27 protein-coding genes are annotated in these 23290 nt (G+C 54.0%); 16 read left to right on the forward strand and 11 right to left on the reverse strand.

What is annotated here, in order from left to right:
- The first annotated feature begins 93 nt into the window (after positions 1-93).
- On the forward strand, positions 94-957 hold the full coding sequence (locus ACVLVH_RS01295; RefSeq protein WP_498948451.1) for a substrate-binding domain-containing protein: 864 nt from the start codon (positions 94-96) through the stop codon (positions 955-957).
- A gap of 26 nt (positions 958-983) precedes the next feature.
- Entirely contained in the window at positions 984-1334 is a 351-nt protein-coding gene (locus tag ACVLVH_RS01300) for a DUF3147 family protein (RefSeq protein ID WP_498948453.1), read from the forward strand.
- A gap of 207 nt (positions 1335-1541) precedes the next feature.
- On the opposite strand, the gene ACVLVH_RS01305 is transcribed toward ACVLVH_RS01300, so the two are convergent.
- Together ACVLVH_RS01305 and ycgZ are read right to left on the reverse strand one after the other, a co-directional pair.
- Entirely contained in the window at positions 1542-1832 is a 291-nt protein-coding gene (locus ACVLVH_RS01305) for a hypothetical protein (RefSeq protein ID WP_101761585.1), read from the reverse strand.
- A 117-nt stretch (positions 1833-1949) separates the two neighbouring features.
- Positions 1950-2201, reverse strand: a complete 252-nt coding sequence (ycgZ, locus tag ACVLVH_RS01310; protein WP_110866812.1) for a regulatory protein YcgZ — start codon at positions 2199-2201, stop codon at positions 1950-1952.
- A 274-nt stretch (positions 2202-2475) separates the two neighbouring features.
- Here ycgZ and ACVLVH_RS01315 point away from each other — a divergent pair, with 274 nt between their 5' ends.
- Complete coding sequence (locus ACVLVH_RS01315) at positions 2476-2859, forward strand: type II toxin-antitoxin system RelE/ParE family toxin (RefSeq protein WP_498948456.1); 384 nt, start codon at positions 2476-2478, stop codon at positions 2857-2859.
- Complete coding sequence (locus ACVLVH_RS01320) at positions 2852-3178, forward strand: helix-turn-helix domain-containing protein (RefSeq protein ID WP_137387307.1); 327 nt, start codon at positions 2852-2854, stop codon at positions 3176-3178. The genes ACVLVH_RS01315 and ACVLVH_RS01320 overlap by 8 nt, the downstream gene beginning before the upstream one ends.
- A 102-nt stretch (positions 3179-3280) precedes the next feature.
- On the opposite strand, the gene ACVLVH_RS01325 is transcribed toward ACVLVH_RS01320, so the two are convergent.
- Complete coding sequence (locus ACVLVH_RS01325; RefSeq protein WP_498948458.1) at positions 3281-4114, reverse strand: oxidoreductase; 834 nt, start codon at positions 4112-4114, stop codon at positions 3281-3283.
- A 111-nt stretch (positions 4115-4225) separates the two neighbouring features.
- On the opposite strand from ACVLVH_RS01325, the gene ACVLVH_RS01330 reads away from it, so the two are divergent.
- Complete coding sequence (locus ACVLVH_RS01330; protein ID WP_498948460.1) at positions 4226-5161, forward strand: AraC family transcriptional regulator; 936 nt, start codon at positions 4226-4228, stop codon at positions 5159-5161.
- A gap of 54 nt (positions 5162-5215) precedes the next feature.
- A complete protein-coding gene (locus tag ACVLVH_RS01335) occupies positions 5216-6418 on the forward strand; it encodes an FAD-dependent oxidoreductase (protein WP_498948462.1) in 1203 nt (400 codons plus the stop codon).
- Between the two features lie 159 nt (positions 6419-6577).
- On the opposite strand, the gene yddG is transcribed toward ACVLVH_RS01335, so the two are convergent.
- Positions 6578-7465, reverse strand: coding sequence for an aromatic amino acid DMT transporter YddG (gene yddG, locus ACVLVH_RS01340; protein WP_498948464.1), 888 nt, complete (start codon positions 7463-7465; stop codon positions 6578-6580).
- Positions 7466-7663: 198 nt separating this feature from the next.
- Between yddG and ACVLVH_RS01345 the strand changes: the two genes are divergently transcribed.
- Positions 7664-8799 (forward strand): IS3 family transposase gene (locus tag ACVLVH_RS01345; RefSeq protein WP_498948466.1). Its coding sequence is split into 2 segments (ribosomal slippage): positions 7664-7919 and positions 7919-8799, totalling 1137 coding nucleotides; the frame shifts between segments, so codons are not numbered across the junction.
- Between the two features lie 63 nt (positions 8800-8862).
- Here the strand turns inward: ACVLVH_RS01345 and ACVLVH_RS01350 are convergent.
- Positions 8863-9714 carry a Vmh family MBL fold metallo-hydrolase gene (locus tag ACVLVH_RS01350; RefSeq protein ID WP_498948468.1) on the reverse strand — a complete coding sequence of 284 codons (852 nt, stop codon included), beginning with the start codon at positions 9712-9714 and terminating at the stop codon, positions 8863-8865.
- Between the two features lie 122 nt (positions 9715-9836).
- On the opposite strand from ACVLVH_RS01350, the gene ACVLVH_RS01355 reads away from it, so the two are divergent.
- Positions 9837-10715 carry a LysR family transcriptional regulator gene (locus ACVLVH_RS01355; RefSeq protein ID WP_498948470.1) on the forward strand — a complete coding sequence of 293 codons (879 nt, stop codon included), beginning with the start codon at positions 9837-9839 and terminating at the stop codon, positions 10713-10715.
- A gap of 119 nt (positions 10716-10834) precedes the next feature.
- On the opposite strand, the gene ACVLVH_RS01360 is transcribed toward ACVLVH_RS01355, so the two are convergent.
- Positions 10835-11605: an AraC family transcriptional regulator gene (locus ACVLVH_RS01360; protein WP_498948472.1), complete on the reverse strand. Its 771-nt coding sequence runs from the start codon at positions 11603-11605 to the stop codon at positions 10835-10837.
- Between the two features lie 117 nt (positions 11606-11722).
- On the opposite strand from ACVLVH_RS01360, the gene ACVLVH_RS01365 reads away from it, so the two are divergent.
- A complete protein-coding gene (locus tag ACVLVH_RS01365; protein WP_498948474.1) occupies positions 11723-12511 on the forward strand; it encodes a sulfite exporter TauE/SafE family protein in 789 nt (262 codons plus the stop codon).
- A gap of 257 nt (positions 12512-12768) precedes the next feature.
- Positions 12769-13038, forward strand: a complete 270-nt coding sequence (locus ACVLVH_RS01370) for a hypothetical protein (protein ID WP_498948476.1) — start codon at positions 12769-12771, stop codon at positions 13036-13038.
- On the opposite strand, the gene ACVLVH_RS01375 is transcribed toward ACVLVH_RS01370, so the two are convergent.
- The 3 genes from ACVLVH_RS01375 to ACVLVH_RS01385 all read right to left on the reverse strand — a co-directional run bounded on the left by ACVLVH_RS01375 (position 13025) and on the right by ACVLVH_RS01385 (position 15488).
- Positions 13025-13753, reverse strand: a complete 729-nt coding sequence (locus tag ACVLVH_RS01375) for a substrate-binding domain-containing protein (RefSeq protein WP_498948478.1) — start codon at positions 13751-13753, stop codon at positions 13025-13027. The genes ACVLVH_RS01370 and ACVLVH_RS01375 overlap by 14 nt on opposite strands.
- Positions 13722-14792, reverse strand: a complete 1071-nt coding sequence (locus tag ACVLVH_RS01380; protein WP_498948480.1) for an ABC transporter substrate-binding protein — start codon at positions 14790-14792, stop codon at positions 13722-13724. Before ACVLVH_RS01380 ends, ACVLVH_RS01375 begins: the two co-directional genes overlap by 32 nt.
- Before the next feature lie 87 nt (positions 14793-14879).
- Positions 14880-15488, reverse strand: a complete 609-nt coding sequence (locus tag ACVLVH_RS01385) for a TetR/AcrR family transcriptional regulator (protein ID WP_498948482.1) — start codon at positions 15486-15488, stop codon at positions 14880-14882.
- A 265-nt stretch (positions 15489-15753) separates the two neighbouring features.
- Between ACVLVH_RS01385 and ACVLVH_RS01390 the strand changes: the two genes are divergently transcribed.
- Together ACVLVH_RS01390 and ACVLVH_RS01395 are read left to right on the forward strand one after the other, a co-directional pair.
- The gene (locus tag ACVLVH_RS01390) at positions 15754-16197 is read left to right on the forward strand and encodes a DUF417 family protein (RefSeq protein ID WP_277975028.1); all 444 of its coding nucleotides are present in this window, start codon (positions 15754-15756) and stop codon (positions 16195-16197) included.
- A gap of 48 nt (positions 16198-16245) precedes the next feature.
- Positions 16246-16581, forward strand: coding sequence for a DMT family transporter (locus ACVLVH_RS01395; RefSeq protein ID WP_008106908.1), 336 nt, complete (start codon positions 16246-16248; stop codon positions 16579-16581).
- Positions 16582-16620: 39 nt separating this feature from the next.
- Here ACVLVH_RS01395 and ACVLVH_RS01400 read toward each other — a convergent pair whose 3' ends face one another.
- A complete protein-coding gene (locus tag ACVLVH_RS01400) occupies positions 16621-17673 on the reverse strand; it encodes an SDR family oxidoreductase (RefSeq protein ID WP_192413110.1) in 1053 nt (350 codons plus the stop codon).
- Positions 17674-17770: 97 nt separating this feature from the next.
- On the opposite strand from ACVLVH_RS01400, the gene ACVLVH_RS01405 reads away from it, so the two are divergent.
- The 4 genes from ACVLVH_RS01405 to biuH all read left to right on the forward strand — a co-directional run bounded on the left by ACVLVH_RS01405 (position 17771) and on the right by biuH (position 22321).
- The gene (locus tag ACVLVH_RS01405) at positions 17771-18670 is read left to right on the forward strand and encodes a LysR family transcriptional regulator (RefSeq protein ID WP_498948485.1); all 900 of its coding nucleotides are present in this window, start codon (positions 17771-17773) and stop codon (positions 18668-18670) included.
- Positions 18671-18869: 199 nt separating this feature from the next.
- Entirely contained in the window at positions 18870-20318 is a 1449-nt protein-coding gene (locus ACVLVH_RS01410) for an amidase (RefSeq protein ID WP_498948487.1), read from the forward strand.
- The gene (locus ACVLVH_RS01415; RefSeq protein WP_498948489.1) at positions 20311-21621 is read left to right on the forward strand and encodes a purine-cytosine permease family protein; all 1311 of its coding nucleotides are present in this window, start codon (positions 20311-20313) and stop codon (positions 21619-21621) included. The genes ACVLVH_RS01410 and ACVLVH_RS01415 overlap by 8 nt, the downstream gene beginning before the upstream one ends.
- Positions 21614-22321, forward strand: a complete 708-nt coding sequence (biuH, locus tag ACVLVH_RS01420; RefSeq protein WP_101761567.1) for a biuret amidohydrolase — start codon at positions 21614-21616, stop codon at positions 22319-22321. Before ACVLVH_RS01415 ends, biuH begins: the two co-directional genes overlap by 8 nt.
- Here the strand turns inward: biuH and ACVLVH_RS01425 are convergent.
- Entirely contained in the window at positions 22318-23220 is a 903-nt protein-coding gene (locus ACVLVH_RS01425) for an alpha/beta hydrolase (RefSeq protein WP_498948492.1), read from the reverse strand. The genes biuH and ACVLVH_RS01425 overlap by 4 nt on opposite strands.
- Between the last annotated feature and the right edge of the window lie 70 nt (positions 23221-23290).

Genomic DNA, 23290 nt, shown 5'->3' on the forward strand with positions numbered 1-23290 from the left:
GATTGGCGCTCGCGGATTATTCGGGTAACGTGGAATGCTTAACTTTGTTACCTACAAATAATACCGCACGCTAAGTTGCAGGAGAGTCATTTCATGGCCGTTAATTCTAATATCGTCGGCATTGTCAGCGATGAGTTCATCAACCCCAACACCGTAAAGCTGCTTAATGAAGTCACGCGCCAGTTGAATGAGCGTGGTTTTATTACGCTGCTGCTGAATGCGAATTCCCGCGAAAGTTTTCAAAGCGCGCTGCGTAATGCGGCGCAACTTCCTGTCGGCGGCTTGGTTTTTCTGACTTCGCTGTTTAGCGATGAACTGAGTGTGGCGGCCGAGATTCTGCCGCAGACGGCAACGGTTCATCTCAGCCACAGCGCCAGCGCGGATGCTAACGTTGTGATTGCGGATGGTTATGACGCAGGCGAAGAGATGGGATTGCTGCTGCTGTCGCAAGGTCATCAACGTTTCGGCTTTATGCACAGTCAGGAAAATAGCGCGCCGGCGCGCCAGATGGACGGTTTTGTCGCTAGCCTGCAAGCTGAACAGAAAGAACTGAATATCGAGCTCTCTGCCGGTGGCAACGATCGCGAACTGGCTTATCAGGCAATGATGGCGTATTTGAAGAAAACGCGCGCCGCCGAGCGCATCAATGCGCTGTTTTGCGAAAGCGATGTGTTGGCGTTCGGCGCGTTACAAGCGGTGCGCGACTTCGCGCAAGGCGCACATGTTGCGGTGGTGGGTTTTGATGATGTCGATGAGGCGCGCGCGTCAACCTGGCATCTCACCAGTTGGGCGCAGCGACGGGATTTGCTGGTGGCCGAAGCGCTGAATCGTTTGCTGGAAAACCGTGCCGACGCCAGTAACGCCTGGCAGCAGGGCGAAATGCAGGTGCGCCATTCGCATCACGGCAAACATGTGCCGGGCGAAATGTCGCAGTGCGGATGTGCGATTCGGCATTAATCGCCTGAAGCAGGAAGGGGAATCGGATGCTCTGGCTCATCGCCAAATACGCCATAACCGCTGGCATGGTAGTGCTGATATCTGAAGTGGCTAAGCGTAGCGATCGCCTTGGCGGGCTGATTGCCGCGCTGCCTTTGGTGACGGTGCTGGTGCTGATCTGGATGAAGCTGGAAAGCCAAAGTCAGGCCAAAATTGCCAGTCACGCGTGGTACACCTTCTGGTATGTGGTGCCGACCTTGCCGATGTTTGTCGCCTTTCCATTTCTCTATCAACGCCTCGGATTCTGGCCGACGTTGATCGCGAGTTGCGTGCTCACCATCTTGCTATTTCTACTTTGGGCCACGCTGCTCAAGCGTTTTGGTATTGAGTTGATGTAAGTTTATTAGGATAACGCTTCACCAATATCCGATCTTGCAATGCATCCATCTGCATTTCAGGAATAAGCTAAGTCAGGAGGCTGCTCTCGGCGAAAGGCGATCCTTCCGGTCCAGTGTGGCGCGGTGGCTCGCGAAGAAAACAAGCGTGATGTGTTTACATTGAAAAACAAAAGGGCGAACGCGGATCAACCAGCATTCGCCCAACGTTTAGTGCTTGGTTCCATTACCTGAACCGTCACGATTGCGGAAAATATGCGTCACGTTATCGGTGTTTTTGATCGCTATTCCGCTCTGCTGCGGGGTTTCGATATGATTCATCACTTCCGACATCGCACGGCTAAGCGCTTGCTGGCGCGGCGGATCGCGTTCAATCGAAGCCATCACGCGCAATTTATCAAGCAGCGCGCGAGTAGAAACCGGGCCGGATTTTTTCAGCAACTGTAAAATCGCATCGCCCATGATGATGTCGGTGAGCCGTTCTTCATCACTTCTGTACATATATTCTCTCTGATTACCGCGGCAGACCTGCGGCAAATAACGAAGTGGATTCAGTCTAACCAGTAGCTGAATGAGGCGGAAACCACTTGGTTAATTCTCAGGCCAGCGGCGCCTGATTTAGGCTTCTCGTTCTACGGAAAACATCAGGCCGATTAATTGCTGATAGTGAATTTCCGCTTCAGTACCGCGTGCTTGCTCCATACGGCACAGCAGCTTGGTGCATAGCGTTTTACGGCTTAACGTTCGGCCTGAACGCAAGATCTCGACCACAATCTGCCCCAGCGTTTCCTGCTGCGAAGGCAAAGAGGCTTCTTTGAAGTAGCGTGCAATAGCTTCCGACGCTGTGGAAAAGTTACGATCCTGACGCATGGTTCCATCCTCAAGGTTGACGTATAACTTTAGCCATCAAACTTATACAAGTTTAATTAATATGTACAGGGATATGGCGAATCAGTTGCGTAGTCATTTGGCCAAAAGTGCTAATTTATTGTTAACAATCACTTAATGAACAGGTCAGGGAGGTTGAGTGTATTTCATACAATGCTCAGTGATGAAGGCTGTTCTTGAGTATATGTATTGCACTTAGTACAATAGGTTTTCATGCCAGGACAAGGAGAGTCCTCATTAAGAATGGAGGGAACACATGGCAATTTATGTCTTAAAGCCATTCGATAGAAACACCAAAGGTGACGCTATCGATAGTGCAAAATTATGCAAAGCGGCGCTGGAAGTCATTGCAGGGATTTATGAAGCCAGTTTCGGCGGGGGAGTTTACAAGAAGCGCATTCCTTTAGTTGCTGGAAAAAGTGGCGGGGCCCGGGCGGTTGTAGCCTTTAAAACTGAAAAACATCTTTTTTTCGTCAACGGCTATGCTAAATCCGCATTCAAAAGTAGTGGTCGAGAGATATCTGAATCTGATCTCGCTCTCTACAAGGAAGTGGCCAAACAACTGTTTGAAATGACATCAGAACAAGCAAAAGTAGCCATCAATACTGGCAAGATGCGTGAGGTAAAATGTGATGGTTAATCATCTGAAAGATTTACAAGAGATCGCCAGGGATTTTAATGAAATTGGCGTGGTCACCGATGAGCTAAAAGAAAAAATTGATTCTCGTGTGAGATTGCGTGAATTGCGCGCTTCGCTACCTGTCCTGCATATGATGTCGGGAGATGAAATTAATCAGTTACGTCAACGTTATAATCTGAGCCAGGCGATGCTGGCCGCCTACGTCGGCATGTCAGTGGGGACGGTAGTGAAGTGGGAACGAGAAGAGAAAAAACCTAACGGAGCAGCACTGCGATTGCTCAATCTTATCGAGCGAAAGGGGTTGGAAGTGCTGCAATAATGCCTGTCAGTTGAGGGTAAACCGGTCGCCATGAATGTCAGCGTGGCGAGATTTTATAGGGTGCGCATTCATGCGCACCTGAATATCACCGCAATTATTCCATCAGCCATCCGTCGATCGCGTCAGTGCTTCCCAGCGATCAATCTCCGCGCTGAATGATTCCATCTTCTGCCGCACCAATGCCAAAGCATCGCTGCCCAGCAACAGATGCGCGGGTGGATTGCTGCGTTCGATCACATCGAGCATCGCGCTGGCGGCTTTAAACGGATCGCCCAACTGTTTGCCACTCTTCTCTTCACGCGCCTGCCGAATCGGATCGAACAGCGCATCATAATCGGCGATGCTGCGTGCGCTGCGCACCATCGAACGCCCGGCCCAATCGGTGCGAAACGATCCGGGTGCGACGGCGGTCACATGAATATTGAACGGCGCCAGCTCTTTGCTCAGGGTTTCCGAAATCCCTTCCAGCGCAAACTTGCTGCCGCAGTAATAGCTGATGCCAGGCAGGGTGATAAAACCGCCCATCGAGGTGATGTTGAGAATGTGGCCCTGACGGCGCTGGCGCATAAAGGGCAGCAGCGCTTTAATCATCGCCACCGCGCCAAACACGTTGACGTCAAACTGGCGGCGCATCTCGTCCAGTGATGATTCCTCCATCACGCCTTCGTGACCGTAACCGGCGTTGTTCACCAGCACATCAATTGCGCCAACGTGGGTTTCAACATCGGCAATTACCGCCTCAATGGCGGCGAAATGGGTGACATCCAATTCATAGGCGAAGGCATTTTCCGCATGCAAATTTTCAAACTCGGCTTTTGCCGTAGCATTGCGCACCGTACCGACTACGCGATAGCCACGATTTAACGCAACCTGTGCCAGCGCGCGGCCAAATCCGCTGCTGACGCCAGTGATGAATAATGTTTTAACGTTGGACATTTGCGGTTTCTCCTCAAAAAGTAGAGGATGCATAATATTCTGGCGCTGAAACGGCCATAAGGCCTTATTTTGTGTAATGCTTGCCTAATATTATGAATGTGATGTTATCCGATGAAAGAAACGCTCCAGCAGCAAACCGTAAAACTGCTTAAAACGTTAGCGCCGCAGGAAGGCTACAACCTCACCGCGCTGCCGGACGTGCGCATCCTGCGTTCCGATCGGCCGCTGGCGCGTACGCCGGTGCTGTACGACCCGGGCATCGTGATTGTTTGTCAGGGATCGAAACGCGGCTTCTTTGGCGATCAGGTTTATCTCTACGATGAGCAGCACTATCTGGCGGTTGCGGTGCCGGTGCCTTTTACCATGGAAACCGCGGCATCGGCGGAACATCCGCTGCTGGCGATTTACCTGCATCTTGATTTCAGCGTGGCGACGGAATTGCTGTTGCAGCTGGAGCAGCAAGATGTGACGTTTGAGAGCCAGGCGGCGCAGAGCATGATGTCGAGCCCCATGGATCAGACGTTGCGCGAGACGGTGTTGCGCTTTCTCACAACGCTAAATCATCCGCTGGATGCGAAGATGCTCGGCCCAGCGCTGGTGCGTGAACTCTATTACCGCGTGCTGACCGGTGCGCAGGGCAGCGCGCTGCGAGCGGCATTAACCTTGCAAGGCCAATTTGGCAAAGTGGGCAAAGCGCTGAACCACATTCACGCGCACTATGCGCAGCCGCTAACGCTGGGGCAACTCGCGTCGCTGGCGGGCATGAGCGTGCCCACTTTTCACACCCATTTTAAAAGCATCACCAATCAGCCGCCGATGCAGTATGTGAAGTCGGTACGATTGCATCAGGCGCGCATGTTGATGGTACGTCAGGAAATGACCGCGGCGGCGGCCAGCCACGCGGTGGGCTATGAAAGCGCCTCGCAGTTTAATCGTGAGTTCAAACGCCTGTTCGGTTTACCGCCGGCCGAAGAGATCAAACGCATGCAGCGCAACTTTGCCGTGCCGCCGGCGCATCAGGCATCGACGTTCGTTTCATCACATTAGCGCCAGGTTATGCTATAAATGATAACGATTATCATTTTTGGCGTGAGGCAGAGGATGCAGGCAGCACAGGAAAACGCGATAAGCGCGGATTGTTGTATCGTTGGCGGCGGCCCGGCGGGATTAATGCTGGGCTATTTACTGGCGCGCGCGGGCTTACGCGCCGTGGTTATTGAAAAACACCCCGACTTCCTGCGCGATTTTCGTGGCGACACCATTCATCCCTCAACGCTGGAGATCATGCGCCAGCTGGGATTGCTCGATGAGCTGCTCACCTTGCCGCACCAGCGCGCGGAGAAGCTTCAGGCGGAAGTGGCGGGTGAAGAGATCACCATGGCCGATTTCTCACGTCTACCGGTTGAGTGCCGCTTTATCGCCTTTATGCCGCAGTGGGATTTCCTCAATTTTCTCGCTAAAAAAGCCGCCGAATTTCCGGGGTTTACCCTGCTGCAATCCACCGAATTTAATGACTTTATTTATGAAAATGGCGTAATCAGTGGCGTAAAAACGTTACAGGGTAACGAGTGTCACATCATACGCACCGCTTTAGTGATAGGTGCGGATGGCCGCAATTCGCAGGTCAAAGCCAAAGCCGGATTAACCGGAAAAAGCTTTGGTGCGCCACGCGATGTATTGTGGTTTCGGCTTGAGAAACATCCCGACGATCCGCAACTCGGCATGGGTCATAAAGGTCCGAAGCAAAACTTTATCGTCATTGATCGCGGTGATTACTGGCAGTGCGGCTACACCATTCAGAAAAATCAGTTAGACGAGTTAAAACTGGCGGGATTGGATGCGCTGAAAAGCACCATGGCTCAGGTGGCTCCGTTCAGTGCAGAGCGCATGGCGGAGGTCGATGAGTGGGACAAACTTAAGCTGTTGTCGATTCGCATTGACCGCCTCGATCGCTGGATGAAACCTGGCGTACTTTGTATCGGCGATGCTGCGCATGCCATGTCGCCGATTGGCGGCGTGGGGGTTAACCTGGCGATTCAGGATGCGGTGGCCGCAGCCAATATGCTGACCAAACCGCTGCAGCATGGCAATGTAGCCTTGCACGATCTGCAAAAAGTGCAGCAGCGCCGCCAGTTCCCAACCGTCGCCACCCAATTCCTGCAAATCAAAATGAGCAGCAACAAGCGTAAACGCAGCACACCAAGTAAAGTGCCGCAGATCATCAGCCGTTTTCCGTTCCTGCGCCATCTGTTTGGCCGCTTGATTGGCCTCGGATTCCGCACCGAAAAGCCGCGTTATTTATAACCGGCAAAAAAAAAGCCCGCTAAGCGCGGGCCAGGTAAAGGTTACCAATCTGAAATTCTCGTAGCAACGCATTGCTGTGTGTTGCGTCGCTATAATAGCAACAGATCGCCATCTGTGCAGGAAAGGATCAACGAGTTAATTTTGTTCTAAGGATAAGCATTATGCTTGCTGCACCCGCGTTGACCACCAGCACATCAGCGATCCCAGGCTGACCATCGCGGTGCCTTGCCAGAAGGCGACGTTCAAATGTGAGCGCAGAATAAAGGCGGCGAGAATCGAAGAGATGATCGGAATGAAGTAGGACGCAGCGGCCAAAAGGGTCACGTTGCCATGCAGTATGCCGACATTCCATGCGGCATAGCCAAAGCCCATCGCCATCGCAGCAAGCCCCAGACTGATGCAAACCTCAGCGGATAGCACAAACGGCGGCTGCGGCGAGAGCAAAAACTTCAGCCACAGCGTCAGCGCAGTCAGGATAAAGAACAGCGTTATCCCATTGTTGCCGTCAGCAATTTTTTTGGTTACCACACAGTACACCGCCCAGATAACCGCGCCGCTCAATGCCAGGCCGTAACTCAACGGATTATCCATCACGTTATGGGTGATTTCGCTGAATGAAAAACCTTGGTCGCCGCCCAATACGCGACAAATGCCGGCAACCGCCAGCAATACGCCCGGAACAATCAGCGGATGGGTTTTTTGTCGATTCACTATCACCGCTAAAACGATGGTCAAACTTGGCCACAGATAATTGACCATGCCGACTTCAATTGCCTGGCGTCCGCTGTGGGTAAAGCCTAATGAGAGTGACAGGCAGAGTTCATAACAGACGAACAGCACGCTGCCGATAATTAAATAGCTGCGCGGAAAAGTGCGCAGCTTTGGCAAGCCTACGGTGAAAATCAGCAAAATAGCGCTGGCGCTGTAGATAAGCGCCGCGCCGCCTACCGCGCCGAATCCTTCGCTGACATTTTTAATCAGTCCTACAATCGCGCTCCACAGCAGAATGGCCAGCAAACCAATCAGCGTCGCCTTCTTTTGGGGCATGACCCGCCACCTTATTTAGCAAATTCGGGCCAAAATCCTATCAAATCAAACGCGCTTTGTATTTGCTCGATTTCCTGCTGCGACGCTGGTCGCCATTTATGAACTGAACCCCAAATGTTGGACCATAATCTGACATTGATGGAGTGACCCCGAGCCCATAGACAAATCTGCCCTATATTTTGAGCATAGGAGGAGTCTATGGGCACACCACGATTTACCCCTGAGTTTAAAGAAAAAGCCGTCCGCCAGATCACCGAGCGGGGCTATTCCGTCGCCGACGTTTCTGAACGCTTGGGCGTCTCGCAACACAGCCTTTATAAATGGATCCGCTCTATAAAACCTGATGCTAGTGGGCACCAGGCGCAGGATCTGCTGGATGCCCGGACGGAGATCCTCCGGTTGAAAGCGCAGCTCAAGCGAACTGAGGAGGAGCGGGATATCCTGAAAAAGGCGGCGCGGTACTTTGCAAGGGAGCCCGACTAAAGTACCGCTTCATTAACGATCACCGTCAGGTCTGGTCGATCACACTAATGTGTCGGGTTCTGAAGGTTGCCCGTTCCGGTTTTTACGTCTGGCTCCACTGCCCGGTATCAGCCGGAGAGGAGGATAATCAGCGGCTGCTGACGCTTATCCGCGACTCTTATACCCTGAGTGGCGGCGTTTATGGATACCGACGGGTCCACAGTGACCTGCGAGAAATCGGAGAGGTATGCAGTAAAAACAGGGTAGCGAAAATTATGCGGCAGAACAGAATCAAGGCCGTACATGGCTATAAAATCCCGCGAGGAGCACGGGGACGTCCGTCAGTCATTGCTCCTAACCGGGTACAGCGGGAGTTCACAGTCGTTAAACCGAACCAGGTCTGGGTAACGGATATTACCTACATACGGACCTGGCAGGGCTGGCTGTATCTGGCCGTGGTGATAGACCTGTTTGCCCGCAATGTGGTGGGTTGGTCAATGAAACCCTCACTGTCGCGCGAACTGGCGCTAGATGCTCTCCTGATGGCCGTCTGGCGACGAAGGCCTGAGGAAACCGTTATCGTACACAGCGACCAGGGAAGCCAGTATGGCAGCGATGACTGGCGACGGTTCTGCCAAGCTAATAACCTGTCACCCAGCATGAGCCGACGCGGCAACTGCTGGGATAATGCAGTGGCAGAATCCTTCTTCAGTTCGCTAAAAAAAGAGCGTATCAGAAAGCGGATCTATAAAACCCGGGACATGGCCCGGGCTGATATCTTTGATTATATCGAAGTGTTCTACAACCGGACACGACGCCACAGCCACCTGGGAGGCGTCAGTCCAGAGGCCTTCGAAAAGGCCTCGTCGTGAGGACAGTGAATGTCTACGGGAACGGGGTCACTCCAATGGCGACCTCACTCACTGAAACATCAATTACCACTTCATCTCGCCAGTATTCACTTTGGCGCTCAGTTCCAATGAACTCTCCTCCGGCAGATGCGGATAAGCGGCTTTCATGGTCTCGATCACCTGCGCGGAACCTTTGTGCTGCTGCAGCGCTTTCTCAAAGGTTTGCAGATAGTTAAGAGTAAAGGTGACAGCCGCATCACCCGCCGGGCGCTCGCCGAGATAATGGCCCGGAATCACCTGCTTAGGTTGCAGCTTTTGCATCTCGCTCAGCACATTGCGCCACTGCTGACGAATAGCAGGTGTTTGCGTATCGGCGGTCCAGACGTGAATGCCGGAAGCCACGCCGGTGCCGCCTAGAATCGCTTTGTTCGCCGGGATCCAGACGTAGGCGGCGTAATCATTGGCGTGACGCAGTTCCAGCGTTTCACCATCAATTTTAAACGTCGTGGCATGCGTAACCTGCGGAACATACAACTGCTTTGGCGCGCCGTCCTTCATCTGCGGACCCCAATACGCCAGCTTGGCGGCTTTGCTGGCTTCGATGTGTTTTACCACATCCGGCGTCGCCACGATCTTCACCTGAGGGAACGCTTTTACAATCGGTTCCAGACCAAAATAGAAGTCAGGATCGCCGGAAGTGATGACAATCTGCGTCAGTTTTTTGCCGCTGGCTTTGATCATCTGCACCAGCTTCTCGCCGTCTTTGGTGCTGAACTGCGCATCAAACAGTATCGCTTCATGCGGGCCTGAAACCAGCGTCGAAGAGACCGGGAAAATGCCGTTCTCCTGCGGGTTATACACTTCTAAATTGAGTGGCGCAGCGAAGGCAGGCAGGGCGGCAAAGGCCAATGCCAGTGTTAGCGTTTTCATTTTCATCGAATTTTCCTTTATCCGGCACCTTGCCGTCTTTGAGGGCTTTATTGTAGAGAAATTGCTGGCTGGTAGAATTCCCGAAACTGGGTATGATCAGTTTCATAAAACGATCAGATGGAGCCCACATGGACAGAGTTACGGCGGCAACGGTGTTTAACCGCATTTGCGAGCTGGGCAGCTTAAGTGCTGCGGCGCGTGCATTGGATATTTCGCGGCCGATGGTCAGCCGCTATCTGGATGAAATGGAGAAGTGGGCTGGTGCACGTTTGCTGCACCGATCATCGCGCAAACTGACCATTACGCCCGCTGGCGAGAAGATCCTCGAAAAATCGCGCGCGCTGACGAGATTGGCTGAAGAGATTGCCGAGCAGGGCGCGGATAGCGAACCGCACGGCACCTTGCGCGTCGCCTGCGCGCACTCCACCGCCACGCATATTTTGGGCCCGATAATTCCGGCATTTCTCGCGCGTTTTCCGGCGGTGCGCATCGAGCTGGAGATCAACAATCAGCCGGTCAGTTTAATCGGCGAGCGCATTGATGTGGCGGTGCGGATTACCGACGATCCCGAACCAGGCGCCATTGCGCGCCGCTTAGGCGAGTGTATTTCGGTGGTGTGCGCCTCGCCAGACTATTTGCAGGCGCGCGGTGCGCCGCAAACGCCTGCCGATCTCGCACAGCATAATTGCCTGCATTACAGCCGTTTCGCCGGGCAGAGCTGGCAGTTTTCAGATGCGCAGGGCGAAACTGTTTCAGCGGCGGTGCACGGCAATTTCAGCGCCGGTATCTCGTCGGTGTTGTGTGATGCGGCGATTGCCGGTTGCGGTTTAGCGATGGTGCCGGAAATGGAGGCGCGTCACGCCCTCGACAATGGACAGCTACAAACCGTGCTGCCGGCTTATCAGCCAAAAACGCTGGCGATCTATGGCCTCTACATGTCGCGTGAACGGCAACCGGCGGCGCTGCGGGCGTTTTTAGATGCGGTGCAGCAGCAGTTAACCGACTGAATTTCGACACGTATCTGTTTCAAAATAAATTAGATTATTTTCAGTGTGTTATGCATGAGATCGTAGCCTCAGAAAGCCGATTTCAGCCTGAAATCGCCAAATGAGTGGTGAAACTTTGCTCAGTTATGGTCGATGTAAAATGATGGCGCCTGACCGGTGACGCGACGGAACATGGTGGAGAAAGCGGAGCTGCTGTCATAGCCGAGCGAGAGCGCTACGTCGTTAACGGATTTGCCCGCCACCAGCCACGCCAGCGCCGTCACCACGCAGGCGCGCTGTCGCCAGGCGGAAAAAGACAAACCGGTCTGCTGCAGGAAATGGCGGCGGAAGGTGCTGGGACTCATAAACAGTGTGCTGGCCCAACGTTCGGCCGGGTCGTGAATGGTTGGTGCTTGTAAGAAGTTCTGGCATTGCGCCAACAGCGCCGGATGTTGCGGCAGCGGAATATCAAATTCCCTTACAGGCATCGCCGCTAACTCAAGCAGCAGCAACTGCACCAGCGCTCTATCGCGATCGGATGCGTATAACAGCGGTAATTCAACGGCTTCAATCAATAGCTGTCGCAGCAGCGGCGAGACGCTGATGACGCGACAGCGATCGCTTTCACGCAGAGCTGCCGCACAAACCGGCTCGATATACAGACTGCGCGTAGAAACACCCACAAACTTAACGCTGTGCGCGGTGTCAGGCGGAATCCACACCGCATGCTGCGGCGGTACCACCCATTCGCCCGCCTGCGTTGCGACGTGCATCAAACCCGTTGCGCCATACAGCAGTTGCGCGCGACGATGGCGATGCGCTGGCAGCACAAATCTCTGCGCGTAGTCATTGCCCAGCGCCACCACGTCACGATCAATATGGTCGTATTCATCAATGTGGCTATTTCGCATCCCCGACATCCACCGCAAATTGACTGATTTGCAAGGGTAATTGAGCGCTGCACAAATGGGAAGCTGGCAGGTTGCTGCGTAAGCTACATCACTCTTTTCATGACGCAGAGAAAGACGATGAACGAGCTGTTAATCATTGGGCTGGCGGGTTTTGCTACCGGCATCACCACGGTGCTGTTTGGTTTTGGCGGCGGTTTTGTCGTGGTGCCGTTTGTCTATCAATTGTTGTTGCAGCAGCCGTTACTGGCGGCTCAGGCGATGCATATCGCGGTGGCGACCTCGACCGCCGTGATGATTTTCAACGCCGGCTGGGCCAGTTATCAAAACTGGCGGGCTGGCAAATTGCATGATGTTCCTTTGTTGCCGCTAATTTGGTTTATCGCGCTCGGAGCGGTGATGGGATCGTGGCTGGCGGGCGTGATGAGCGACATTTGGGTGCGCAGGCTGTTTATGCTTTACATGATGGTGACTATCGCTGATTGCCTGCTGCGGAAAGGCTTCTTTAGCCGCACTGCACCGCGAAGGTTGTCACGGTTGACCGTCAGCGCGGGCGGCACAATGATTGGTGTGATCGCCGCCATGCTCGGCGTTGGCGGCAGCGTAATGACCGTGCCGCTGCTGCGGCGTCATGGTTATGCCATGCGCGACTGTGTCAGCGCGGCCAATCCGCTGTCGCTGCCGGTCGCCGTTTTTGGCGCGATAACTTACGCCATCAGCGGCTGGCAGCAGATTCCCCTCAGCGGTTATCTCGGCTTTATCAGCCTGAAGATATTGTTGCTGCTGGTGGTCGCCGGATTTTTAGGAATTCTGTTTGCCCGGCGCTGTATTCCGGCGGTGCCCGATGTCTGGCATGCGCGTATCTATGTGCTGCTGTTGTGCATGGTATTGTTGGCTATCGCTGTGTAAACCGGTTAATCGTTAAGCCAATTCTAAGCTTCGCCACGTACAGTGCCCTCATTGTTACAACCATCAGTAAACGAAGTCAGAATGAGAGGGCGATCGCCGAACTCCTGCAGATTGCCCGCGTCTACAGAGCTTACTGAGCTTTGAGTTAAGCGCTGGAGTGTTCATTTGTTGCGATTACTGTTTCTGCTGATGGGTGGGCCGGCACTGAGATCCGGCTGGCCGTATCTCGCCGCGTTTCACGTAACTGTTCCACCAGCGTGATTCAGGCGCTGGATGTCGCCACCGAAGGTCTATTGGGCGAGCGCGGTTTGCAGGGTTTATGGGTGCTGTTCAATCCTGACTTCTGGCTGTTGAGCCTGGTGCGCAGTCGCGCGGAAGGCATGACCTGGACGCCGGGATTGGTGATGGATTATTGCCTGCTGCTGCGCCAGGTTTTGGCACCGGCAGAGCGCTTGAGTCGCTATAAAAGGGCGGCGAGTTGGCTGCAGCAGCAACCTGGTAATAAGCGTTCGGCTACCGATCCGTAAACGGCATAAAACCGTGCTGCTGCAGAATCGTTTGCGCTGCTGCGGATGAGAGAAAAGTTGCAAAAGGCTGCGCGGCAGCTGAGCAGCACGCCCAGCCGTATTCGGCATGAATGTTGAAGGGCACGGGGATGTTTATCACCTGTAGCTGCGGGCAGCGCCGCAAACGCGGCGCATAGCTGGCGTAACCAATAAACATGTCAGCATGTTGCTGCTCAATTAACCATTGTGCCGCCAGCTTACCAGTAGGCATCACCAAACTATCTATACCGCCGACCAAAGTACGCGCTTTGGCTTTCAGCATCATCCCTAATCCGGGATGGCGTTGCTCAATGTTATCAAACAGTTGCCAGGTGTAATCGCCCGAAGGATCGCAGAGCGGCGTTGAGGTCGCTAAGCGCAAATCATCCCGGCATAGCAACGATAACCAATCATCCGCTTGCGTGACATTGTCACGCTTCACTGTCAGGCACAGCATATTAGCGGCAAACAATCCTACTTCTGCTGCGCGTCCCGACAGCAACAGCGCTTTAGGATGCCGTCGATTGGCGGAAGCAAAAAAGTCGCAGGGTTCACCTGCTTCGATGCGCTGGCGCAGCAGGCCCGCCGGTCCGAAATCGGTGGTGACTTTGAGGCCGGAAAGCGCGCTAAATGCCACCACTAAATCCGGCCATACGCCGCGCAAACTACCGGCCGCCAGAATCTTCAGCGTGGTCATGATAGTGCGTCCGGTAGAAGCGCTGATACCAGCGATCGGCTTGTTGTTGCATATTGATGTCGCGGAATTTTTCCGGGTAGAGCTTTTTCGCCATCCACAGCTCTCCGAGGCCAATCGCTTCTGGCATCGGATAGCCCCACGCTTTGGCGTATTCCGGCATCAGCCACACCCGATGATTTTTCACCGCGTCAATGGTTTGCCAGCGCGCATCCTGCTGGATCTCCTGCACCACGTTGGGATAGCGATCCTGCACGAAGATTACCTGTGGGTTCCACGCCACTACTTGTTCCATGCTCACCTGCTTGAAACCCTGCACGGTCGCGGCCGCGACATTGAATGCGCCCGCATGCGCCATCATCAAGCCAGTGTATTTGCCCGAGCCGTAAGTGGTGAGGTCGGGATTCGCCATATAGGCACGCACGCGCTGCTGTTCAGACATATTTTTTAAACGATCGCTGATGATTTTGCGTCCGGCAAAGGCGGCATCAATCAGTTCCTGCGCCTGTTTTGGCTTGTTAACCACATTGCCAATTAGCGTGATGCCTTCCTTAATGCCGAGATCGTAAGCCTGATCTTCATTCTGCATACTGGGATTGATTTTGCCTTGCTGACCGGCGTCATCGTGACGCAGTGAGATCGCCAGCACCGGAATGCCCAGGGCAGAAATCTGGTCGATCATCTCTTCCGGCGCATAGTTGGTGACAAACACTACCTGCGGATGCAGTGCCACCAGCTTTTCGAGATCGACATGCGTCAAATCACCGAGCATTGCTTTGTGCGTCAGTTCCGGCACTAATTGCGCATAACCCTCACCTAACTGCTGTTTCCAGTTCGCCAAAATCCCGACGATTTTATCGGTGGCGTTGAGCTGCACCAGCAGGTTCAGAGTTTGGTGCTGCAGCACCACCACGCGATCAATCCTGTCCGGAATCTCCACCTGACGACCAATTTGATCGGTGACGATGCGGCTGGCATAGCTATGAAACGAGGTGAGAGTGAGTAATTCCGCCAGAATAATCCGCTTAAGAGAGGTATGCATAAAAGCTCCTGAATTCGATATGCACCGGAGTATATAGCGATTAAGTGAGCGGAGATATGGCTGTTTTTAACATCACAATGCTCAGTATCACTCGCACATTACTGCATCGATCACCTTATCGATCATACTGTTAATCACTTCCTGGTCGGGATTATCCAGCGCCATCAGGGCTAAACCACTTTCAAAAGTCAGAATAAATTCAGCGGCTTCGTCAGGAGATAATTTGCCTGAAAGGGTGTTGTTCTGCTGTGCAAGCTGCGCTTCCTCGATTATCCACGCTTTAAATGCATGACGTTCGTTGAATAACTCCGCGCCTAACGATGAGGCTTCAGGGCGAAATGTGAGCGCGGAAAACACCAACAAGCAGCCTGGCGGTTTGCCTTCGCAGGAAAAAAGGTTAAATGCCGAAAACAGGAACTGCTTAATCTTGTTGCTAAAACTCAATTCTTCAGAGGAAAGAATTCCCTCTAAATCTGGCAGCCACGTCGCTTTGTAATGTTCAAGCGCAGCGATAAACATCCCTTCTTTATTACCAAAAGCCTGGTACAAGGTGGCGGGCTTGGTACCGGTTGCCTGGGTAAGATCGTTAAGTGAGGTGGCTTCATAACCTTTGTTGGCAAAGATCGAGAACATGATGGCTGCGAGCTCTTCTTTTGGGAGAAGACGTGGTCTGCCTGATTTTTTGTTGACATTCATTGACATAACTCCCATGAGATCTGAATTTTCTGATAAATTCGTCATGTATTTTAGTTTTCACTAATAAATGTGGTGCGTTTTGTGTTTGGCTGCGTTATATATTTTAGTGAACACTAACAAAAGGAAGTTATCATGAAAAGCGCCCTCAAGGTGAGGCCACCGCAACTTATATGCTCGCGACTAGATGTAATTGCCACCATGAACCATGACTTTTAGCCAGCTCAACTCTTAACGAACCGGCCACATAAATAGCGGGAGATTTACCATGACAACAGCCAAACAAGTCTATGCTTCACGTGCGATTCATTTTCTCACCAGCAAAGAGCCGCTGGTATTAAGATTATCAATAATTATTATTTTCCTGGTTTTTGGTATGGCAAAGTGGTTTGAATTTGAAGTTCAGGCGCTGGAACCCATATTTATAAAAACATGGCTGAGTATATTTCCCTACTTCCTCGGTCTCCATGGCAGCAGCTATTTCCTGGGCGTAGTAGAGATGACGACGGTTATTCTGCTCATCGCAGGCTTTAAACGTCCACTGTTAGGTATGATCGGCGCTGGATTGTTGATACTTACCGGGTTAGTTACCTTAAGTCTGTTACCGCAGTTAGGCGGACTCGATTCGTTTATTTTTAAAGATATTATGGTGGTGGCGATTGGTCTGACGTTACTGAAGCGCGATTTAATCCGTTGGAAAAACAACCTCTAACAGCTACTCTATAACGCGTGTTTACTCTCGGGCATTTAAGAGGGCTTTATGAATAATGTTTACGTGATACTGGCGATATCCATCGTCGCTGAGACGATTGCCACAACCATGATGAAGGCCTCGCAAGGATTCTCACGCCTTATTCCCAGCGTGGTTGTGGTAATAGGTTATGCCATTTCATTTTATGGATTATCTCAAGTGGTTAAACAGATGAATGTCGGCATTGCTTATTCTATCTGGGCCGGAATGGGTATATTTTTGGTGTCGGTCATGTCTTATTTTTTCTACAACCAGAAACTGGATTTCGCTGCAATGGCGGGCCTGATGTTAATCGGGTTAGGCATTGTGGTGATTCAGGTTTTCTCCAAAACCATTCTGCATTAATGAAGTAATAACAGGGAAGCACAGGCTTCCCTGTTAGCGTTAAGGGATAATGCGTGCTGCGCGTAATTGCGCAAACAGAGCAAAGAACATCTCATCCGTCGCCTGATAGCCGTTAAAACCTGCGCGCCGTAATTTGCTGCCATCACCAAACATGTCGTAATCCCAGCCAAAAACAAAATCGGCAAACTGCCCATCATTCAGCTGCAAGATATCTGGCTCTATCAGTTGATGTTCTATAGCGATGGTTTGCCATAGCGCGCGGTAATCCTGAAACAGCTGAGAAAACGACAGATTCACCGCCGGCGCGCTTTCCAGTTCAAACCAGCGGGCAATCGCAGGCCACAGCTCACTCCAGCGCCATAAATCGCCGTTGTTAACGTTGAAAGCCTGATTGCGCGCGCCGGGCGCATTGGCCGCCCACAGCGTGGCCTGCGCGAGTAATCCCGCATCGGTATGATCGACCATGCTGTGCCAGGCGTGCGATGAACCGGGAAAACGTAGCGGTAAGCCCTGAGATTTACACAGAGATGCGTAGAGCGCGATGCTCAGCGCCAGGTTCATGGCATTACCGGGTACCGCGCTGCCGACCACACCGGGTCGCAAGGCGTGCCAGTGCCAGCTTTTACCGCGCTGAAAGTCACTTAGCCAACGCAGCTGTTGCGCATTGAATTCGGCTCCCGCGACGCCGGGATCGCTTTCACGCGCGGGCGTTTTGAACGCTCCCAGATGCGCGCCATACACTTTGTATCCCTGCATCAAACTAACGCTGCGCAACGGCGCGCTTTTATCGATGTTAACCACCAGATTGCGCAGCATGGTCACGTTGGGTTCGACCATTTCACGCCAGTTGGCTGCATTCAGCCAGGCGCTGTAGAAAATATGCGTGACCTGATTGAGCGGGGCCAGCGCCTGTGCACTGTGCTGCGCATCCAGCAGATCGACATGGATGAAAGGGATATTCTGCGTTGAGATTGCAGGCTGGCGCGTCAGGCCGATCACCTGCCAATCCTGCTGACGCAGTGTTTTTACCAACTCACTACCGACAATGCCGGTTGCGCCCGCGACCAGCGCGACGTGATGTGTTTTCGACATGATGATTCTCCTGTGAACAAGACAGGCACAGTGTTATCTATTATTTTTATTGCTGATATCCCACTATCCAGATGCCACTTATCAGAAAAATCATTAAATGAATAATAAACTCAACGCCATCAATACCTTCCTTCGCGTGGCGGAAGCCGGATCGTTTTCGGCAGCAGCGCGCCTGAGCGGGATGAAGCAATCCGCCGTGAGCCAGCAAATCGCGGCGCTGGAGGAGGAACTCGGCATCGTGTTGTTGCACCGCACCACACGCGCGATGAAATTGACCGAGCAGGGCAAGCGATACTTACAGCAGATGCAGCCGCTGCTGGCCGCGATGCAGGACGTTGAAAGCCAGTTGCGCCCGGCGCAGCAAGCGCTGCAAGGCAGCGTGCATATCCAATTACCCAGCGGATTAGGTCAGCGCTTGCTGCCGCCATTGCTGGCGCTGCAACGCGCGAACCCAGAACTGCATCTGACCATCGCGCTCGACGATCGTGTGGCTGAACTGGTGAGCGAAGGCGTGGATATCGCGTTGCGCCTGAGTGAAATGCCGCCTGAGATGTTTCCGGCGCGCTTACTGGCGCGTATTGAAACGCCGCTGTTTGCTGCGCCTGAGCGGGTACGCGCAACACCGATTACCTCGCTGGCAGAGCTAGCCGCGCATCCGCATGTTCGCTTTAGCGGTATCGACAAACAGGCACCGCTGCGCCTGATATCCAACCAGGAAACTGTAGCGCTAACCGTGAATACCGTGTTTCGCGCCAACAGCAGCGAAGGGTTGTTGCAGGCGCTGCAGGCGGACATCGGCGTCGGCGGCATGCAGTTACCGCTGGTGCAGGAGTCATTAAAATCAGCTTCGCTGGTGCGCATCTTGCCGCAATATCGTCTGCCAGACCGTTTTCTCTACGCGGTATTCCCGGATGCGCGCTTTATACCTCTGCGCGTCAAACGTGTGGTGGAAGTGATCGAACAGGTTGTGGATGCGTTAATTCCTGCAGCCGATTAAGCCGCTCTCCATCGTGGCGCAAGACTGCGCCATTTTCGTGCTTCCTATCGCAACCGCTGCATTGTAAAGAAACATAAGTATTCGATCTTGTATCCAAGAGCGTATCCCATCTGGCCTGGCCGCTAGCGCCCTCGTTTATGGAATTTTCTGGCACGCAAACTGCAACGTTTCCGATAAGTGATAAATCGGGAGTATTCGCATGTTTGATGCACTGTTGGATGAAGATGCCACTACGCTGGCGGCGTTAATTCGCGGCGGAGACGTTTCGGCGCAGGAAGTGACGCAAGCCGCCATCAATCGCATGGAGCAGCGCGAGCCGCAGATTCAGGCGTTTTGTACCGCTACGCCACAGCTGGCGCTGCAACAGGCGGCCGCTGTTGATGCAAAACGCGCGCGCGGCGAAGCGCTGGGGGCGCTGGCGGGCGTTCCACTGGCGGTGAAAGACTTGATTTGTACCGCAGGCGTGAAAACCACTTCTGGATCGCATGCCTACGCTGATTTTGTCCCGGAAGAAGATGACATCACCGTTGAACGCCTGCTGGCGGCCGATGCGGTGCTGCTGGGGAAAACCACCGCACCGGAGTTTGGCTATAGCGGCGTTGGGCACAATCCACTGTTTCCATCACCGCGTAATCCGTGGGATCTCTCTAAAACGCCGGGCGGATCGAGCGCCGGTTCCGGAGCGGCATTGGCGGCGCGCCTGTGTCCGATTGCGCTAGGCAGCGACGGCGGCGGTTCGGTAAGAATTCCCGCCGCGCACTGCGGCGTGTTTGGCCTGAAAGCGTCGATGGGGCGCGTACCCTTATGGCCGGGCTGTCGCGACGAGCGTTATCCCGGCGTTTCCAGCTGGGAGTCGCTGGAGCATATCGGCCCGATGACGCGTTCGGTGCGCGACAGCGCGCTGATAATGTCGGTGATGGCGGGGCCAGATATGCGCGATCGCCACTCGATTCCCTGCAACGACGTGGATTGGCTGGCCTCGCTGGAAAAACCGCTGACCGGTCTGCGCATCGCTTTCAGCGCGGATTTCGGCTACATTGCCGTTGATCCCGAAGTGCGTGACATTGTCACGCACGCCGCGCGTCGTTTTGCCCGTGAGCTCGGCGCTGAACTGGATGAAGTCGATCCCGGTATCGCCGATGAAGGTGCCACCTTTGCCGCGCTGGTGGCTTTTGAGAGCGATCTCACCGGCATGCGTCACGTGCACGCCGAGTTGGGGGCACGCATGTCACCGCATCTCAGCGCCATGCTGCAACATGACTGGCGCGCTGAAACTTTTACCGACGCCAATACCGCACGCAAAAAGCTGTGTAACCAGATGTGGCGCTTCATGCAGCATTACGATCTGCTGCTGTCGCCGACGCTGGCGGTACCGCCTTTCCCGCTCAATATGCAGGGACCCGAGATCATCGATGGCCGCATGGTGCGCAGCGATCACTGGCTCTCATTCTGCTTCCCGTTCAATTTCACCGGCCAACCGGCGGCGTCTGTTCCTGCGGGCTTTACCGCGAGTGGATTGCCGATTGGCATGCAAATCGTGGGTCGTCATCTGGACGATGGCCTGGTGCTGGCGGCGAGTGCCGCGTTCGAGCGCATACAACCCTGGAATCACATCACACCTGTTTCAATCGGAGTTGCCCATGACTAACAAAAATTCACCGGCTTTAGAGCAGGAGTTCGAGCATGAACCGGTTCCGCTCAGCCATCGCCACTCGACGGGTTCGGTGTCGGCGGTGTGGTTTGGTTTCCCGATGATCCTCACCAATGCGCTATTTGGCGGCATCATTACCTGGCATCTCGGCTTCTGGCCGGCGCTGATTGCCATTCTGCTGGGAAATCTGGTGCTATTTGCCTATGTGGGTGCGCTGAGCTGGTTCGCCGGTAATACCGGCATGAACTTCGCGCTGCAGGCGAAACGGACTTTTGGCACCAAAGGCTACATTTTGGTTTCGGGCTTCCTTTCTACTGTAGTGATCGGCTGGTACGCCTTCCAGACCGGGTTAACCGGCACGGTGATCAACCAAACCTTTGGCTGGAATGCGCTGGCGGTGACGGCGTTTGCCATGGTGCTGTATACCGCCATCACCTTCCTCGGCGTGCGCGCATTGTCCGTGCTCGGCATGATCGCTGCGCCGCTGTTCGTGGTGTTGGGATTGGTGGCGCTGTGGCTGATCAGAAAGGATCACGATTTCAGCACCATCACGCAGTTTACCGGCAGCAGCAGCGCAGTGGGCGCGATGAGCATGGGCACCGCCGTCACCATGGTGGTGGCCGGTTTCGCCGATTCAGGCACCATGACGGCAGATTTCACCCGCTGGTCAAAAGACGGTAAATCGGCGGTGATTGCCGCGTTCTCAGCGTTCCCGGTGGCGAACGTTATCTCTTATCTGTTTGGCGTGGTGATTGTGGCGGTGGGCGCGGCGGTTGATCCGGCGAGTAACGGCGGCAACTTCCTGCCAATGCTAATGGGGCACGGCATGCTGCTGTCTGTGATTGCTTTCCTGTTTGTGTTTATCAATCTCGGTTCGGTGTGTACGCACTGCCTGTATAACGGCGCAGTCGGCTTTAGTCATCTGTTCAGCAGCAAAATGCGTTTGTGGACGGTGATCCTTGGCGTGATTGGCGGGGCGCTGGCGCTGGCTGGCGTGTGGTCCTATTTCCTTGAATGGCTGAGCTTGCTCGGCATCGTGGTGCCGCCGTTTGGCGCGGTGATGATTGTCGATTTGATCTTCATGGCCAAAATCAGCGAACAGCGCCAATTGCGCCGCATGCGCGGTAGCGCCTTTGCCGCCTGGGCGATTGGTAGCTTGTGTGCGGTGATTGCGCACATCGCCTTCCCACAGTTCGGTGAAGCGGTGATTGGCCTGGTGACTGCTGCCGCCAGCTATACGCTGATTGTGAAACTAAAAGGTGAAAGCACAGTAACGGTGATGGAGGAAAAAAATGCCTGATTACGCCATTGATTCAACCCCTTACTCGTGGCCGTATGACGGTCGCTGCAGCCCGCAGGATACCGCACTGATCGTTATCGATATGCAAACCGATTTCTGCGGTAAAGGCGGTTACGTCGATAGCATGGGCTACGATATTGCCTTAACGCGCGCGCCTATCAAACCGCTGCAGCAGGTGCTGGCAACGATGCGCGAGTTGGGCTTCCCGATCATCCATACGCGCGAAGGGCATCGGCCGGATTTAAGTGATCTGCCCGCAAATAAGCGTTGGCGATCCAGGCGCATGCAGGCGGAAATCGGCGCGCCCGGTCCGTGCGGGCGCATTCTGGTGCGCGGTGAACCGGGCTGGGAAATTATCCCGGAACTGGCGCCATTGCCGGGAGAAGTCATCATCGATAAACCGGGCAAAGGCTCGTTTTACGCTACCGATCTCGAACTGATTCTGCGTAGCCGCGGCATTCGCAATCTGATCATCAGCGGCATCACCACTGATGTCTGCGTCCACACCACACTGCGCGAGGCTAACGATCGCGGCTTTGAGTGTTTGGTGTTGTCAGATTGCTGCGCGGCGACGGAGCTGAAACACCACGAAGCGGCGCTCAGCATGATCCATATGCAGGGCGGGATTTTTGGTGCCGTAGCCAGTTCGCAGACCCTGCTGGCGGGATTAATTAGCAAGCAAACGGTTGAGGTGGATTAGCTCTTTAACCACTTTTCATAGTGCTCTGGCCACGCCATGGTCGGCGTGCCGGGCCTGCCCATACCAAATCCATGTCCGCCGCTGCTGTAGCGATGCATCTCAACCGGCACATGCTCACGCTTACAGGCGTCAGACATAATCAGCGTGTTATGCGGATCGGAGATCGGATCGTCCTCTGCCTGCACCAGAAAGAAGGGCGGTGATTGCGGATTGACAAACTCCTGCACTGACCATGCGGCGTTTTCACTGGCGGGCGCGTGGTTACCAACCAGCATTTTGTGGGTTGAAGTGTGGGTGTAAGGCGCTTCCAGCGTGATGATGGAATAGATCAGCGCCGCGCGATCGGCCGTGGCGGGCAGGTTATCCAGGGCATCGGTTGCCCAATAAGATCGAAAATCTGCTCGCGTGACCGCCATACCGAGCAGATGACCGCCAGCGGAAAAGCCTAACACGCTGAGATATTTTTCCCGTTGCCGCACCAGGCGCAGCGCGCGCTGTGCATCCTGCAGTGAAACCATCGCACCATCTTTCCAGCCTTCATGCGGTAAACGATAACTCAGCACATAAACGGTATATTCGCGCGCCGTCAGCCAGGCTGCGGCAGGCCAGGCTTCTTTACCCATTTCAATGCGCGAATAGCCGCCACCTGCGGCAATCAATACCGCGCGACCATTAGGCGAGGGCGGCGTTAATACGGTGAGTGTGGGCTGTACGATATTACGCTGCGCGCCTTTGGTTGAAATCACCAGATCGCCAGCAGGACCGCCACCGCCCGGCGGTAAATCTGGCCATAGCGGCAAGATTTGGGTTGTTACGCGTTTCGAAGCAGCCCAGATTAGCCCGCTGCGCACTGTCAGCGCCGAAAGAGTGAGATACGACAAAAAATGGCGGCGCTTCATGGCAGATCCTCACGAAATCGGAGACTTATTGAAGCAGATAAATCAGCAGAAAAGATGAAGAGGGCGTTGC

The organism is Kluyvera sp. 1366 (assembly GCF_054823405.1).